The sequence below is a fragment of the Pseudoalteromonas sp. T1lg22 genome, from assembly GCF_002964645.1.
Classification (GTDB): domain Bacteria; phylum Pseudomonadota; class Gammaproteobacteria; order Enterobacterales; family Alteromonadaceae; genus Pseudoalteromonas.
Genome location: NZ_PQBY01000010.1, coordinates 55,171 through 70,143, shown reverse-complemented (window position 1 = coordinate 70,143; position 14,973 = coordinate 55,171). Strand labels below are relative to the sequence as shown.

16 protein-coding genes are annotated in these 14,973 nt (G+C 49.3%); 1 reads left to right on the top strand and 15 read right to left on the bottom strand.

What is annotated here, in order from left to right:
* Nucleotides 1-1,299: a DASH family cryptochrome gene (locus tag C2M24_RS06115; protein ID WP_105213661.1), complete on the bottom strand. Its 1,299-nt coding sequence runs from the start codon at nt 1,297-1,299 to the stop codon at nt 1-3.
* A gap of 129 nt (nt 1,300-1,428) precedes the next feature.
* Here C2M24_RS06115 and C2M24_RS06110 point away from each other — a divergent pair, with 129 nt between their 5' ends.
* Entirely contained in the window at nt 1,429-2,187 is a 759-nt protein-coding gene (locus C2M24_RS06110; protein ID WP_105213660.1) for a DUF4124 domain-containing protein, read from the top strand.
* 47 nt (nt 2,188-2,234) lie between these two features.
* Here the strand turns inward: C2M24_RS06110 and C2M24_RS06105 are convergent, their stop codons facing one another.
* From C2M24_RS06105 to C2M24_RS06040, 14 genes are all read right to left on the bottom strand, one after another.
* The gene (locus tag C2M24_RS06105; RefSeq protein ID WP_105213659.1) at nt 2,235-3,407 is read right to left on the bottom strand and encodes a type III PLP-dependent enzyme; all 1,173 of its coding nucleotides are present in this window, start codon (nt 3,405-3,407) and stop codon (nt 2,235-2,237) included.
* 156 nt (nt 3,408-3,563) lie between these two features.
* Nucleotides 3,564-4,535 carry a DUF4382 domain-containing protein gene (locus C2M24_RS06100; RefSeq protein ID WP_105213658.1) on the bottom strand — a complete coding sequence of 324 codons (972 nt, stop codon included), beginning with the start codon at nt 4,533-4,535 and terminating at the stop codon, nt 3,564-3,566.
* Between the two features lie 355 nt (nt 4,536-4,890).
* A complete protein-coding gene (gene lipA / locus C2M24_RS06095; RefSeq protein ID WP_105200677.1) occupies nt 4,891-5,859 on the bottom strand; it encodes a lipoyl synthase in 969 nt (322 codons plus the stop codon).
* Entirely contained in the window at nt 5,856-6,503 is a 648-nt protein-coding gene (gene lipB / locus C2M24_RS06090; protein WP_105200676.1) for a lipoyl(octanoyl) transferase LipB, read from the bottom strand. Before lipB ends, lipA begins: the two co-directional genes overlap by 4 nt.
* Nucleotides 6,504-6,524: 21 nt before the next feature.
* The gene (gene ybeD / locus C2M24_RS06085; RefSeq protein ID WP_105213657.1) at nt 6,525-6,803 is read right to left on the bottom strand and encodes a DUF493 family protein YbeD; all 279 of its coding nucleotides are present in this window, start codon (nt 6,801-6,803) and stop codon (nt 6,525-6,527) included.
* 154 nt (nt 6,804-6,957) lie between these two features.
* Nucleotides 6,958-8,121: a serine hydrolase gene (locus C2M24_RS06080; RefSeq protein WP_105200674.1), complete on the bottom strand. Its 1,164-nt coding sequence runs from the start codon at nt 8,119-8,121 to the stop codon at nt 6,958-6,960.
* Between the two features lie 48 nt (nt 8,122-8,169).
* A complete protein-coding gene (locus tag C2M24_RS06075; RefSeq protein WP_105213656.1) occupies nt 8,170-8,961 on the bottom strand; it encodes a septal ring lytic transglycosylase RlpA family protein in 792 nt (263 codons plus the stop codon).
* Nucleotides 8,961-10,064: a rod shape-determining protein RodA gene (rodA, locus tag C2M24_RS06070; RefSeq protein ID WP_105213655.1), complete on the bottom strand. Its 1,104-nt coding sequence runs from the start codon at nt 10,062-10,064 to the stop codon at nt 8,961-8,963. The genes C2M24_RS06075 and rodA overlap by 1 nt, the downstream gene beginning before the upstream one ends.
* Complete coding sequence (gene mrdA / locus C2M24_RS06065) at nt 10,061-11,944, bottom strand: penicillin-binding protein 2 (protein ID WP_105213654.1); 1,884 nt, start codon at nt 11,942-11,944, stop codon at nt 10,061-10,063. The genes rodA and mrdA overlap by 4 nt, the downstream gene beginning before the upstream one ends.
* Before the next feature lie 9 nt (nt 11,945-11,953).
* Nucleotides 11,954-12,424, bottom strand: coding sequence for a 23S rRNA (pseudouridine(1915)-N(3))-methyltransferase RlmH (gene rlmH / locus C2M24_RS06060; protein ID WP_105200671.1), 471 nt, complete (start codon nt 12,422-12,424; stop codon nt 11,954-11,956).
* A 3-nt stretch (nt 12,425-12,427) separates the two neighbouring features.
* A complete protein-coding gene (gene rsfS / locus C2M24_RS06055) occupies nt 12,428-12,745 on the bottom strand; it encodes a ribosome silencing factor (RefSeq protein ID WP_105213653.1) in 318 nt (105 codons plus the stop codon).
* 51 nt (nt 12,746-12,796) lie between these two features.
* The gene (nadD, locus tag C2M24_RS06050; protein ID WP_105213652.1) at nt 12,797-13,441 is read right to left on the bottom strand and encodes a nicotinate-nucleotide adenylyltransferase; all 645 of its coding nucleotides are present in this window, start codon (nt 13,439-13,441) and stop codon (nt 12,797-12,799) included.
* A gap of 2 nt (nt 13,442-13,443) precedes the next feature.
* Nucleotides 13,444-14,478 (bottom strand): DNA polymerase III subunit delta, encoded by a 1,035-nt coding sequence (gene holA / locus C2M24_RS06045; RefSeq protein ID WP_105213651.1) that lies wholly within the window; start codon nt 14,476-14,478, stop codon nt 13,444-13,446.
* Nucleotides 14,478-14,972 (bottom strand): LPS-assembly lipoprotein LptE, encoded by a 495-nt coding sequence (locus C2M24_RS06040; RefSeq protein ID WP_105213650.1) that lies wholly within the window; start codon nt 14,970-14,972, stop codon nt 14,478-14,480. Before C2M24_RS06040 ends, holA begins: the two co-directional genes overlap by 1 nt.
* Nucleotide 14,973 lies beyond the last annotated feature (1 nt).

The following is a 14,973-nucleotide window of genomic DNA, read 5'->3' as shown; positions in this document are numbered from 1 at the left end:
CTAGTGCCGTGGCCAGCCATTGTGATCCCGCTCCTGTGCTTGCACAGCCACTCCACCGTAACGCTTGATAAACCGGCCGTCGGGGTCGAATAACTCGGTTTGTTTAGCAATGTTGAAATGCCGTCCACCGCGGGGGTCGGCACCGACCCCGGCTATGTACTGCCAGTTGCCATAATTGCTGGCAACATCGTAATCAATTAAGTGATGCTCGAAGTAGGCCGCGCCATAGCGCCAATCCAGTTCCAATTCATTGACAAAACAACTGGCGACGATTTGCCTGCCTCTGTTGGACATCCATCCACTGGTATTGAGTTGGTGCATGAGCGCATTGACCAGCTCAAACTCGGTATTGCCATGACACCAGGCCTGATAACGTTCCGGGTAAAAGCTGGTTTTTGGGGCCGTGTGGCTCATGCCTTTAAATACAAATAGCGAGCGGCCTTGCTTTAGAGCCAGCCATTGAAAATACTCTCGCCACAAGAGTTCAAAGTAGATCCAGTAGGTTGATTCGTTCGCTCCATATTTATTTTCATATTTTATTAGTGCCATATACATTTGCCTCGCGCTAAGTGAGCCGTTGGCTAACCAAGGTGACAATCCGGTAGAAAATTTATCTCCCCACAAGGCATTACGTGTTTGCTTGTAGCGACTAGGAGCAGTGCTACTGAAATAACTAGTTAACGCTGTAGTCGCTGTTTGTGAAAACCATGCGCTCATTGGCTGCAAATCATTGTATATGTCCGTGCATAAGGGTAATTTACATTGCACCGAAGTAGGAAAATGTAGTGGGCTTCCCATGGTTGGATGGACCGCAACGCTAGATTCCACAAGCTTTCTAAAGCGGCTAAAGGTGTCGGGAGTGTCGTCAATTTGAAAGGGTAACTGCTCTTTTGCAAACAGCGTATGGTTGGACTTATGCCAAAAGTTGATCCCCCGTACTTGCTGTGTCAATTTACGCAGTGCTAATGACTCATTCCATCCGAATTGGTTGGCAATGGCGATATCACTCACTTTATGCTCTCGTATTATGCGAACTAAATCTTCTATGCTGTCGGCGAAATAGAGGTTGTGCCCTTGGCGCGATAGGTCATCGGCGAGGCATTTAAGCGTTTGCCCTCTAAACGAACATACGCTTTTGGAGACGTCTTGTTTTGGATAAGCGTTGTAGCTGGCACCGACGAGCTCATTTAGTGGCGTATAGATGAAAATAAGCTGCTTACAATGTTGGCAAAGTCGTTGCAGCAACTCATTGTCGGCGATTCTGAGATCGTTACTAAATAGATATAAGCCCGTAGACATAGGTTCATCATGTGAGTGTTCTATGTTTAGTGATACGGAATTAACAGTGAGTTCGATCGTTTTAGCGAAGACAGGTGTGTAAATCAGCTACAATGGAAGCAATTAAACAGTGCAAAAGGAGTTTTTATCATGTTCAAAAGGATATTGGCGATAACGTTATTATTATCTAGTAATCAGTTAGTTGCACAAACCGCGGTGTACAAATGTGTTATTGATGGGGTTGTAAGCTACTCACAATTACCCTGTAGCCAAGATGCGCAAAAGCTTGATGTCAAAACGCTAGTCGATAAACAACAAGTAATGACCTCAACGCCGGCAGATTCAGGTATTGCGAACTACATAGATAACCGAGCCATATCGCGTGAGTTAGCGCAAAGCAAAGACAAAATAGATACCTATTCATTGCAGATGAGGCAGGAGTTAACTGAGCTCGAAGCCCAAGCTAACGGTCAGCGCAAGAATCTTGCCGGTGCTGAACGAGAAAAGGCGATAGCAACACAAATGCAATCAAGCATCGATCATTACCAAGCGTTGATAAACAGAGAGCAACTTAATATCGATCGTCTTCTTCTCAAGCAACAGATGACCGCTGAGCCATCGAATAAGGATGATAGCGTTGATGAATACATCAAAATGCAGCGAATTGAGCGGGAGATACGAGAGCATGAAGATAAAATTGAGACCTATCATCAGCAATTAGATTCGGAGCTCAAGGCGTTGAAGATTAAGACTACGGGCCAGTCTGCGAACTTAGTGGCTGCGAAGTTCGATAATGCCAATGCGCAAAGAATGTCAGCAATAACAGCTAAGTACGCAACTTTAATCGACATAGAACAAAAAGCATTGCAACGTCTAACAAACGAGTATGCGCTATTAAAAGCGAAGTAGAATATGGTTCTAAAAAGAACGGTGCCTTAATGGCACCGCTTTTTAATTTAACCCACTTCTGCGATTAGCATCGTTGAATTGAGACTGATCAACTGCGCTTTAGCAAAGAAGTTGAACTCGGTGCTGGTGGTCCAGGTATAGGCACCCATATTCTCGGTAAACACCAAATCACCGTCGGCTAAGGCCGGCATTAAACAGTTATCGCTGATCACATCGATACTGTCACAGGTCGGCCCGGTTAAAACACAGGGTTGCACATCTTCATATACCAGGCTGTAAAAGCGCTGCTCTGGCTCACCATACACTCGGCCACTAAAGGCGCCGTAGACACCATCGTCCATGTAGTACCAGGTGGTGCCCCCGCGCTTGCTTTGACCCATCACGCTCATGACATGGGTCATAGCCGAAGCAACGATAAAGCGTCCTGGCTCGGCAATAAACTGTACCGTGTCGGGCCAGCTGCTCAAAGCATCGCGTATCGGTGCGCAAAATTCATAGATATCAATGGGCTGTCCCGCGTAGCTCACCGGGAAACCACCGCCAATATCCAAGGTATTCATAGCGCCTAGGCCTTCGGCGACGGCTCCTTCGAAGACTATTTTGCATTGTTCGATAGCATGCACATATTTACCCGCATCCATGGTTTGTGAACCAACGTGAAATGATAAACCACGTACGCGAATGCCTAACTCTTTTGCGCGCTTAAGCAAGGGTAAGGCATCAGCTCTGATCACCCCAAACTTCTTGGACAAGTCAGCGGCCGCATCTTTATTAGGGAAGCTCAGGCGCAGCAATAACTCGACTTGGTCGCGATAGGGCACAAACTTATGCAGCTCATTTTCGCTGTCGAACACAAAGGTGGTACAGCCATAGTTAAGAGCATGCTCTATATCACTTACGCGTTTGATCGGGTGAGTGTGGATCACCTGAGTAGGAGCAACACCTGCTTGAGCCACAAGATCCACTTCGCCGTTCGTGGCTAAATCAAAGCTGCCACCAAGCTCATTTAACGTGTGTACCACATCAATATGAGGCAAAGGTTTAAGCGCATAATGCAAGGTAACATTAGGCAAGGCGTTAGCCAGCTGTAAATAATTTTCACGCACTTGGTTTAGATCAAGCACCAGTAATGGGGTGCCGTGTTGCTTCGCAAGGGCGGTGCATAGAGAAAGGTGCTCGTTGTTTGTAGCAAAAGGCTGAGCAAAGGTAGAAACCGACATCATAACTCCAAAAGTTAATTTGGATAGTTACTCTTTCGCCTTGGCAAGAAATGCTGTACTAGGATTGGCTATCTAATAAAAGTGGCGCAATAATAGCCAAATTATTGCGCCACGCAAGCAAAATTTTTAAAAATTTTATCGCTTTATTTCAGCTGTTTATTCAGCGATATCGAAAGTAACCTGAGTGTCTTCACCGGCTACTACAGTCACGTCCTGAGTAGAGTACAGAGTAACTTCTTCATTCAGTACTTCAGCGTCGTCAAGGTGTGCCGTACAAGTGTAGGCAAGCTTGTAGCTACCCGCTGCAACGAAGCCGATTTCGAACTCGTTCAGTCCGCTTTCTTCATTGAATACCACGTTAGCCGTTGCGATTGGTGCATCGGCAGGTGAGGTTACACCGTCTGCCTCAACATACAGATCTTTAGGCTCAACAACATCACCGCTGTATAGGTAAACTGCATGGCCAAAGGCACCTGTTTCAGGAGCAAAGGCAATGTTGTCGGCTTCACAGCTCGTAATCATGGCTTCTGTTACTAAGCCTTCGATGTCTTCAACATCGGCAAGGTTTTCAAGGCGGATACCGGTAGGTTTAAGGTTCACAACTTCGCTGTTGCTAGGATCAACCAGTGATTTTTTCAGGTCGAACTCAAGAACGAACTGGTTTTCGCCAACCGCTAGGGTGAAGTCGTTGATTTGAATCTCACCAAGACCATCTTTGTTTTTACGGTTAACTACCAAAGGAGCAACGGTATCATCGTTGTATACAATGTGAGAAGTCATCGCGATATTGGCTTCATCACCGTTCACGATATTGGCGCGGAGCCAGTTGTACTGACCCGGCGCTACAACTTCATCATTGATAAGACTGAATACGTCGCTACCGGTGAATTCTAAAAGGTTAACCATTACAGGTTCACCGTCTGCGGTACGGGTTTCGAACATTGGACGTTCGCCGTCGGCACCATTAATGATGATGCTATCAAAAGCTACCCATACTTCTTTTGCATTACTGACAGGCGCATCAGATACACCTAGGCTGAATTGAGCCGTTTCTTCTTCACTCGAAGAACCACCACAGCCTGTTAGTAAAGTAGCTGAGATGGCCGTTGCTAGTAATAGTTTATTCATAGTTTTTGATTCCCTTTGTTTGCAGTATTTTTGAGCTTAACAAATGAGGCTGAACAGGCATTTAACAAGCATAAGTCAAAGATTGAAAAGGCGCTGAAAATGCTATTTAAGTTGCCCAAAGATACTTTTTAGTTCTTTTTTAGCTTTAGCGGTTAAGCATCATACTGAGACAAAACTCGGTTAGCCATCGCACTTTGAGGTGGAATTTTAAGGGAAGTTATATTGAGCAGGGCACTGGTTGGAGATAAAGATCTTGCCGGTCTGTGGGAGTAATGTCACTAGGGTTATGGAAGCGCCCAAGATGTGCCTGAAATAGACACGGCACTTGCATGACGCAGTGCCGTGTTTTTGGGTGTTACTTAACTTCTTTACCCGCCGCCTGTTGGTCGGCATGGTAGCTGGAGCGAACGAAAGGTCCGCAGGCAGCATGAGAAAAGCCAATTTCATCGGCATATTCTTTTAGTGCGTCGAATTCCTCGGGTGGCACATAACGCTTCACCGCTAGGTGGTGCTTCGAAGGTTGCAGATACTGACCCACGGTCAGCATATCAACATTGTGCTCACGTAGATCACGTAACACTTCTTCGATTTCACTCATTTCTTCACCCAAACCAACCATTAGGCCAGATTTAGTACGAACTTCTGGGTGCGCTTCTTTAAAGCGACGTAGCAGCTCTAGTGACCATTTATAATCGGCACCTGGACGTGCCAGTTTATACAGACGTGGCGCGGTTTCCAGGTTGTGGTTGAACACATCCGGCGGTGTTTCACTGAGGATCTCAAGTGCACGTTCCATACGACCACGGAAGTCGGGAACTAGGATCTCTATGGTAATACCCGGGTTGTGCTTGCGAATTTCACGGATACAATCGGCAAAGTGTTGAGCACCACCGTCACGCAGGTCATCGCGGTCAACCGAGGTGATCACCACATAGCTTAGCTTCATATCCTTGATGGTCAGTGCTAGTTTTTCCGGCTCTTCGGCATCCGGTTTAAGCGGACGGCCGTGTGCCACATCGCAAAACGGGCAGCGGCGGGTACAGATAGCACCCAAGATCATAAAGGTGGCCGTACCATGGTTAAAACATTCGGACAGGTTAGGGCAGCTGGCCTCTTCACATACCGAATGCAGGCCATGTTTACGCATGGCTTGTTTAATACCATCGATACGCTCGCTCGACTTAGGCAAACGGATCTTCAGCCACTGTGGCTTGCGCAGCATTTCTTCTTTTTCTGTCGGCAAGACCTTAACCGGGATCAGTGCCATTTTTTGGGCGTCACGAAGCTTTACGCCCGGCTCCATACGTACAGATGATTTTGTCATTCTTTCACTAAACCTTCTTGGTACTCAACCTCTGCAGGATTGAGTCGTTTAATTAATTGCTGCACCAGTCCTTGTCCGGCGCTTTCAACGCTTTGTGGACCGCCTAAGTCTTTACATTGCACCATTTGCAGGCCGGCGTAACCACAAGGGTTAATGCGTAAAAATGGGCCTAAATCCATATCGACATTTAAGGCCAGCCCATGGAAGGAGCAACCACGGCGTACACGCAGGCCTAGCGAGGCAACCTTGGCTTCATTCACGTAGACGCCCGGGGCATCTTTTTTGGCATAGGCTTCGACGCCATATTCTTGCAGGCAATCGATAATGCTTTCTTCGAGCCAGGTTACCAGCTCGCGTACGCCAATTTTCAGGCGGCGTAAGTTAAACAGTACATAGAGCATTTGCTGGCCCGGGCCGTGATAGGTCACCTGGCCGCCGCGATCGACCTGAACCACAGGAATATCACCCGGCATCAGCAGGTGTTCTTCTTTACCGGCCTGGCCCTGGGTAAATACGGGATCGTGCTCAACCAGCCAGATTTCATCAGCACTTTGCTCATCGCGCACATCGGTATATTCCTGCATGGCATGCCAAATGGGCATGTATTCTTGGCGTCCTAGCTGGCGAACAATTAGATTACTCACGGCGTGTCCTCTGTGGTGCTGTTAAAGCACGTAGCGGACATGCTCAAGGCTGCCCAGCTCAGTGTAGATAATTTCGATATGCTCTTTTGACGTTACGGTCGCAACCAGGGTGACCGACTCGTAGTTACCCTTGCTACTGGGCTTGGTTCTTGGCGCGTAGTCGCCCGGAGCATGTTCTTGCATAACTGTAAGTACTTGCTCAGTTAATTCTACGTTAGCAAGGCCCATTACCTTAAAGGTAAACGGACAAGGAAACTCTAGATACTCATCAAACTTGGTGTCTTTAACCGGATTGACCATAATGCTTGACCCTCATTTACAGCACAGGACGCAAACAAACTAATGGGCTCATTAGTTCACAATGGCGCATATTCTAGCATTTTTTAGCGCAAAAAAAACGCCCCTCAATAGGGGCGCTTATTCTGGATTAGGCCAGTTGTAAGTATATTTCTACTTACTCAATGATTTGCAAGCGTAAGTAGTCGTAGATCTTGCTGAAAAAACCACCTTCTTCAACACTTTCCAGAGTGACTAAAGGATAGCTGGCAATGTCTTCACCGGCTAGCTGCAGGTATAAGGTACCTACCTTAGTGCCCTTGGCCAGTGGCGCTTCCAATGTAGTATCAAGCTCGAAGTTGGCTTCCAGGTTCTTTTGTTGACCACGCGGAATAGTGATTGGTGTGCTCTCTAAAATACCCAGAGAAACGATTTCCTTATCACCCATCCAAATACGTTGCTCGGCAAACTTGTCACCGGCTTGATACGGAGTGATGGTTTCAAAAAAGCGGAAGCCGTAGTTAAGCAGCTTTTTGCTTTCAACCTTACGGGCACGCTCAGAGCTGGCACCCATGATCACAGCGATTAAGCGCATATCGCCCTTGGTCGCTGAAGAAACCAGGCTATAGCCGGCATCATCGGTATGACCGGTTTTAATGCCGTCTACCTCAAGGCTTTGATCCCATAACAGACTGTTACGGTTGAACTGCTTAATGCCGTTATAGGTAAAATCTTTTTCTTTATACAGGGCATACTCGTCCGGCACATCACGGATCAAGGCGGCACCTAGGGTCGCCATATCGCGTGGCGTGGTGTAATGCTCGTTGGTGTCTAGGCCGTGGCTGTTAATAAAGTGGCTGTTGCTCATGCCTAGTTTTTCCGCATGCGCATTCATTAAATCGGCAAATGCTGATTCGCTGCCGGCAATATGTTCGGCCATGGCTACACAGGCATCGTTGCCCGATTGAATTATGATACCGCGGTTAAGATCTTCAACACTGACCTGTTTACCTACTTCGATAAACATTTTTGATGATTCTGGGAAATTCTTTGCCCAGGCATTTTCACTGACCGTCACCATATCGGTGGGAGCCAGGTTGCCTGCGGCGATTTCTGTACCTACCACATAACTGGTCATCATTTTCGTTAAACTGGCCGGTGCCAATTTGGTATCGGCTTCGCCTTCAGCGATTACTTTGCCTGTGGTGAAGTCAACCAGGAAATAACCCTTGGCATTAACCTCAGGAGCTGCGGGGATAATTTGGGCGTTAGCGGTAAAAACGGCGCTAGCACATAGCAGTCCACTTAAGCCTTTTAGAAGAGAATGTTTAATTGATTTCATTATGCTTGTTTAATCTGTTTTGGGTGAAAGTGCGGTTAGGGTGTTATCTTAAAGGGCTTGGTCGTCATAAAGCAAGAAAGCTTGGGCAAACCTAGTACTTTTTAATTGCTCTAATAACGTCTTAGCCTGTTGCTCGTCGCTTATTGGACCTAAGCGAAGGCGAAAAATTCCATCTTTGTGCTGTTTTATATGGGTCGGGACGTGATAATCCTGCTCTAGCTGCAGTGCCAGCGCCTGAATATTCGCCAATTGTGACCCGGCAGCAACTTGTATGTATTTGGTGCGCGGCTTTGCGTCGGCAAGGGTAATGGCTTCGAGCTTAACCTTGGCTGTACCCTTTAAGTGATAACCCAGTTTATACGCCGCAGCGTAGGATAAATCGATAATACGGTCTTCATGGAAAGGACCGCGGTCGTTAACTCGTACCACCACGCTCTGACCATTGTCGATATTGGTGACGCGCACAAAGCTAGGTAGCGGCAAGGTTTTATGGGCCGCGGTCATGGCAAACATATCGTACACCTCGCCGTTGGAGGTGTGATAGCCGTGAAATTTGCGCCCGTACCAAGAGGCGATACCGCTTTGGGTGAAGCCGGTTTCATCAAATATAGGCACATATTGCTTGCCCCTGACTTGGTAAGGACGATTCGCCGCGGCGCTTTTCGCTTCGTCTGTGACCACTGCGTCTTGTAGTTCTAAGTCCGAAGGGTGACGCAGCGGTGCGGCATCATGCTCCATCTGATAGCGGCCGGATTGACCCTTGCTCGGGGCGCTGCCGGGTGAACTACAGGCGGTGATAATGAAACTAAGTAAGACGATAAAAAGCGCGCGTAAGGCCATTATTTATTCAACATCCGTTTTTCCGTGGCGATACTCATTATGATGCCAAAGCCTGCGAGCAGTGTCACCATAGATGTGCCGCCGTAACTGATCAGCGGCAACGGAACACCCACCACGGGCAATAAGCCAGATACCATGCCGATATTTACAAAGACATAGACAAAGAAGGTCAGGGTCAGAGCGCCAGCCAATAGTTTACCGAAGGCTTCCTGAGCATTCACGGCGATATAGAGGCCGCGGGCGATAATAAAGAGGTAGACACCGAGCAGGAATAAGACGCCGATAAGGCCAAACTCCTCGCTCAGTACCGAGAAGATAAAGTCGGTATGGCGCTCGGGTAGAAACTCCAGTTGCGACTGAGTGCCTTGCAGCCAGCCCTTGCCCTCAATACCACCTGAGCCTATGGCGATTTTCGATTGAATAATATGATAACCCGAGCCTAAAGGGTCACTTTCCGGATTGAGGAAGGTGAGTACCCGCTGCTTTTGATAGGCGTGCATGCCATAGTGCCAAAACAGCGGCGCACCGGCGCCGACTAATACCGCTAAAGAGCCGATCAGGCGCCAACTGACGCCCGCTAAAAACAGCACAAAGATGCCTGAGCTGGCGATCAGAATCGAGGTACCTAAATCAGGCTGCTCCTTAATGAGCAAGGTCGGCACCATGACTATCGCCAAACCGATAAAGAGGTTGCTTAATTTCGGTGGTAAATGGTTGCGACCAATATACCAGGCGACGCACATGGGCACCGCCAGTTTCATGATTTCCGAGGGTTGAAAGCGAATACCTATATTGAGCCAGCGCTGCGCGCCTTTGGAGCTGACACCGACAAAGAGCACGGCGACCAACATTAAGGTGCCTACAAGATACACAGGGATCACCACGCGTTTTAGGGTGCTTGGCGAGACTTGTGCACAGATCATCATGGCAATAAAGGCGCCGCCCATGCGGGTGCTGTGGCGCATCATCATGCCGGTATCCTGGCCACTGGCGCTATACACTATGGCTAAGCTACCTACCATCATAGCTAACAGTGCCAAAAACAGCGGCAGGTCGATATGCACACGCTGCCAAATAGAAACCTTATTGGTGACTGGCGTCATGACTGCGGCTCCTTCTTGCCTTGGCTAATGGGGTTGGCGAGGAAATAATAATCCATTACCTGACGGGCAATAGGTGCCGCCACCGTGGCGCCGCCACCGGTGTTTTCAACGATAATGGTGACTACAATTTTTGGGTCGTTAAAAGGGGCAAAACCCACATAAATGGCGTTGTCGCGATGACGCTCTTTGAGTTTATCGGCCTCGTAGCGTTCACCCTGGGCAATGCTGACCACCTGCGCCGTACCGGTTTTACCGGCCGGGTCGTAGGTCGCACCTTTAAAGGCTTTATGCGCCGTACCTGTGATCTTGGTCACTGTGTTATGCATGGCGTCGAGGGCAACTTGCCAGTGTCTCGGGTTGTTCAATACTATCGGTGGCTTTTCGTCATTATTGATTACTTCTACTTGCTCATCGCGGCGCAGCGCTTGTGCCAGATGCGGCGGATGGTGTCTGCCCTTATTCACCAGGATATTAATGGAGTTGGCGATTTGAATCGGCGTTGCCGTCCAGTAACCCTGACCTATGCCCACTGAGATGGTATCGCCGCGCCACCAGGGCTCGCGGAAACGTCCTTCTTTCCATTCCCTGGTAGGTAAAATGGCGGTGGTTTCTTCTTTTATATCTATACCGGAGAGATCGCCAAAGCCAAATTGCGCCATAAAGTCGCTGATCTTGGTGATCCCGGCGCGATAGGCGATATCGTAAAAATAGGTGTCGCACGACTCTTCGATGGCCTTGTACACGTCAACATGGCCATGACCCCAGCGGCGCCAGTCACGCCATTTATGCTCAACATTGGGAATTTGGAAAAACCCTGGGTCGAACATCTTGGTTTGCTCTGTCACTAATCCTTCTTCCATGCCGAAAATCGCCATATGCGGTTTGATGGTAGAAGCCGGAGCGTAGCGCCCCTGAGTAGCGCGGTTGATAAGCGGTCTGTCCGGATTTAACAGGGCCTTGTAGTCCGCCGAGCTGATGCCGTGAACAAAGAGGTTAGGGTCGTAGCTGGGGTTGGAATACAGGGCCAGGATGCCACCGGTTTTCGCATCCAGGGCGATTACCGTACCGCGCTTATCTTCCATGCTCAATTGAGCGATTTGTTGCAGGCCAATGTCTAAGGTCAGTACCAGATCTTTACCCGGTACAGGCGCGGTTTCATCCAAACTGCGCAGCACTCGGCCGCGGTTATTGATCTCCACCGATTGCGAGCCCACTTCACCGTGCAATTCGGTTTCATAAAATTTTTCTAAACCCAATTTACCAAAGTCGCGGGTGGCGCGGTAGTTGGTGGCTAAATCTTCGGCCTCAAGCTGTGCCAGCTCCTTTTTATTGAGCTTGGCCACATAACCCAGGGCATGGGTTAAGGTATCGCCATAGGGGTAATGACGAGCCAGTCGGGCTTCTATGCTAAAGCCGGGAAATTTATGTTGATTGACGGAAAAAAGCGCTACCTCTTTTTCATCAAGGCGGCCTTTAAGCACCTGGCTTTTAAAGCGGCGGTTATGACGGATGTCGTCTAAAAATTCTTCTTTTTGTTGCTCGCTGATGCTGATCAGCTTACCAATGTCATCAAGCGCGGCATCGAGATCATCCACCTCTTCGGGGATCACCTCCAGGTTATATACGGGCTTGTTTTCCGCCAGCAGATTGCCATTACGGTCATAAATAAGGCCGCGGTTGGGCGCTATGGGGATCACATTAATGCGGTTATCGTTCGAGCGTGTTTGATAGGTTTGGTGCGAAACTATCTGTAAGTTATACAGGTTTGAAATAAGTATCGCGACCATGATCAAGACAAAAACAAAGGCGGTAAAGGCCCGCCGCGCAAACAAATTGGCCTCGGCGGAATGGTCGCGGATCGGAGTGCGTTTACGCAGCATGGGTTCTTATTATTCTCGGTGATAAGGGTGGTTGTTGTTTAAGCTCCAGCCCCGGTACAGGCTTTCGGCTACAATAATGCGAACCAAGGGATGTGGCAAGGTCAGATTCGACAGCGACCATTTTTGTTCCGAGCGGGCGATACACTCGGGCGCCAGGCCTTCTGGGCCGCCGATCAATAAGCTGACATCACGGCCATCAAGCTGCCACTTTTCCATGGCTTTGGCCAATTGATGGGTGTCCATGGCCTTGCCCGTCACCTCCAGAGTGACTATGCGGTTGCCCTTAGGGATGGCGGCCAAGGTACGCTCACCTTCTTGCTGCAAGATGCGTTTAATATCGGCATTCTTGCCGCGCTTACCGGCGGGGATCTCGACCAGCTCTAAGGCCATATCTTTGGGAAAGCGGCGCTGATATTCGCTAAAGCCCGCTTCAACCCAAGCAGGCATCTTGGTGCCCACGGCGACCAATTGGATCTTCACCGCTTAACCCCAGAGTTTTTCTAACTGGTAGAAGTCGCGGGTTTCGTCTTGCATAACATGGACGATTACATCGCCAAGGTCGACCAATACCCATTCACCCACGTCCTGACCTTCTTGGCCGATAACGTCGAGGTTATGTTCTTTGGCTTCTTTAGCTAGATGGCGAGCAATAGATTGTACCTGGCGTTTGGAGTTACCAGAGCACACCACCATGTAGTCGGTAATGTCTGAGCTTTCGCGTACGTCTAAGGTGATCACGTCGCGGGCTTTCATGTCATCAATTTTGTCTAATGCAAAGTCAAGTAGTTCGTTGGTTTGCAAAATACACTCTCTGTTTAATCAAATTCATTTAAGCGGGTGATGTTATCACTTTTAACCGGTCATATACAGGCGCTTATCGCGTATATATTGGCTCACCGCCGCGGGTATTAAATCTTCACAGGGCTCTCCGCGCTGCAAGCGCTCGCGCACTAAGGTTGAGGAGACAGCCCGTTGCGGCCCGGCTAAAAAGTACACCAGTCCCGCTTGTTTAGACTCCAGCGCCGAACCTTGGTTGCATTGGTGCTGGTTTAAATAGGCCTGCAACTGAGGCGAGGGGGACAGATGCTCGTCCGGGCGCTGATACACCACCAGATGACATAACTCGAGAATGTCGCGCCATTGGTACCAGGAATCAAAACCGTTAAAGGAGTCCATACCCAACAAAAACAAAATGGGTTCCTGCGTCCGACCGCTGGCGTTGAGTTCGCTGCGCAATTCTTGCAGGCTCAATAAGGAATAAGAGGGGCCGCTGCGGTGCAATTCGCGCTCGTCTATGGCAAAGCGGGGCTCGGCGGCAATGGCGAGTTTCAGCATTGCCAACTTATCGGCATTGTCGATACCGCTTGCCTGTTTATGTGCGGGAACCCGATTGGGCATAAAATACAGGGTGTTACCGCCGAAGTGCTCAAGGCACTGCTCGGCCATATTCAGGTGGGCAAAATGCACCGGATCAAAGGTGCCGCCAAATAACAACATGCTTACTCCACAAAGCTAGGTGCGGCAAAAGGCAGTGCCCGGCAAAAGCTGACGCTGATATGGGCCAACATGGGATAGGGAGAGCCCAGTTTGCCACTTTTGTAGGCGCTATCGAAATCGGCCAGCAGGTCGAGCAACGCACTTAAGTGTTCGCTGCGCAGGCGCTGCAAGGCCTGGCTGTACATACCTTGTTGGTTTTTCCAAATGGCCAGCTGTTTGCAGGCGCTGTTAAAGTCTTGCCCGTTTTGTTGCAAGCTCAGCAGCTTTTGTAATTGCTGCGCTTCCTTGGTCAGGGCCCAGGCTATGGCGGTGGGCTCGGTATTATCGTTTTGCAACCGGGTTAATACCTGGATGGCCTTAGTGCTGTCGCCCAGCAAGATGGCATTGGCCAAATCGAAAATATCGAACTTGTTTTGATTCAGTAGGGTTCCAAGCAGGGTATGACCATTAATGGCGCGCTGCCCATAGAGCAGGGAGAGCTTTTCCAGCTCCTGATAGCAGGCCAGCAGGTTGCCTTCTGTGGTATCGAGCAACACCTGTTTAGCATCGCCTTCGAGGTTTAACTGCAGGCGACGGCAATGGCCGTCGAGCCAGCGGCGCAAGTGATTGCCGCTTAAGGGGTAGCAGGGGATAAAGAGGCCCTGCTGATCTAGGGCCTTAAACCAGGCGCTGCGCTGGATTTCTTGTGATGCCTTCATGCCGTGCAGGACGATAACACAATCCGGGTTAGGGGATTGCACATAGCCTTTGAGGTGCTCGGCTCCGGTTTTGCCGGGCTTTTGTCCCGCCATATCCACTTCAATCAGGGTGCGGGCGCTAAAGAGCGACATACTTTGATAATGGGCGTCCAGCTCTAGCCAATCGAATTGCGCCCCGGCGCTCAGCTTAATGACTTCATCGAAGCCTTGTTGCTTGGCGCTGTGGCGAATTTGCTGCACGCATTCACTGACCTGAAAGGGCTCCTCGCCAAAGACCATGTAAAATGGCGCTAACCCTTTTTGTAGTTGTTGCGGCAGTTGATTGGCGTAGACGCGCATTAGAGCTGGGCCAACTCACGAACGATGCGACGACTGGCCTGTTTGCGCAACTCGTCGAGCAAGATGGTCATCTCATTGGCCTTAGCTAGGGCATTATCCGGGTCATCCTGATAATTACGATAGAGCTCAAAGTATTGCTCAATTGGCTTGGCGTTGGCGCGCTCTAAGCGATAGGAAACCGAATAAATCAGCTCATATTCCGCCACCTGACCGTTTTTAAACAGCGACAGTACGCGTCTGTCGAGACTATCGGCTTTTAGAGTGAGTGTCGGGGAGTTAGCTCTAAGATTTTGGTTTACCAGTACATTGCTGTGCTCAAGCTCCTGCAATACCTCGGCAAAAAGGGCCGAGTTAGGGTCCTGCGCCGTGACTTCTAAGGTCATCAGATCTGCAGGCAGATCGGAAGCTCGTTTAAGATGAAAGCCGCAGCCGCTTAGCATAAGCGCTAAGCAGCCGAGGATCATAAGGTTGAGCAAACGCGATGGGGCGAACATC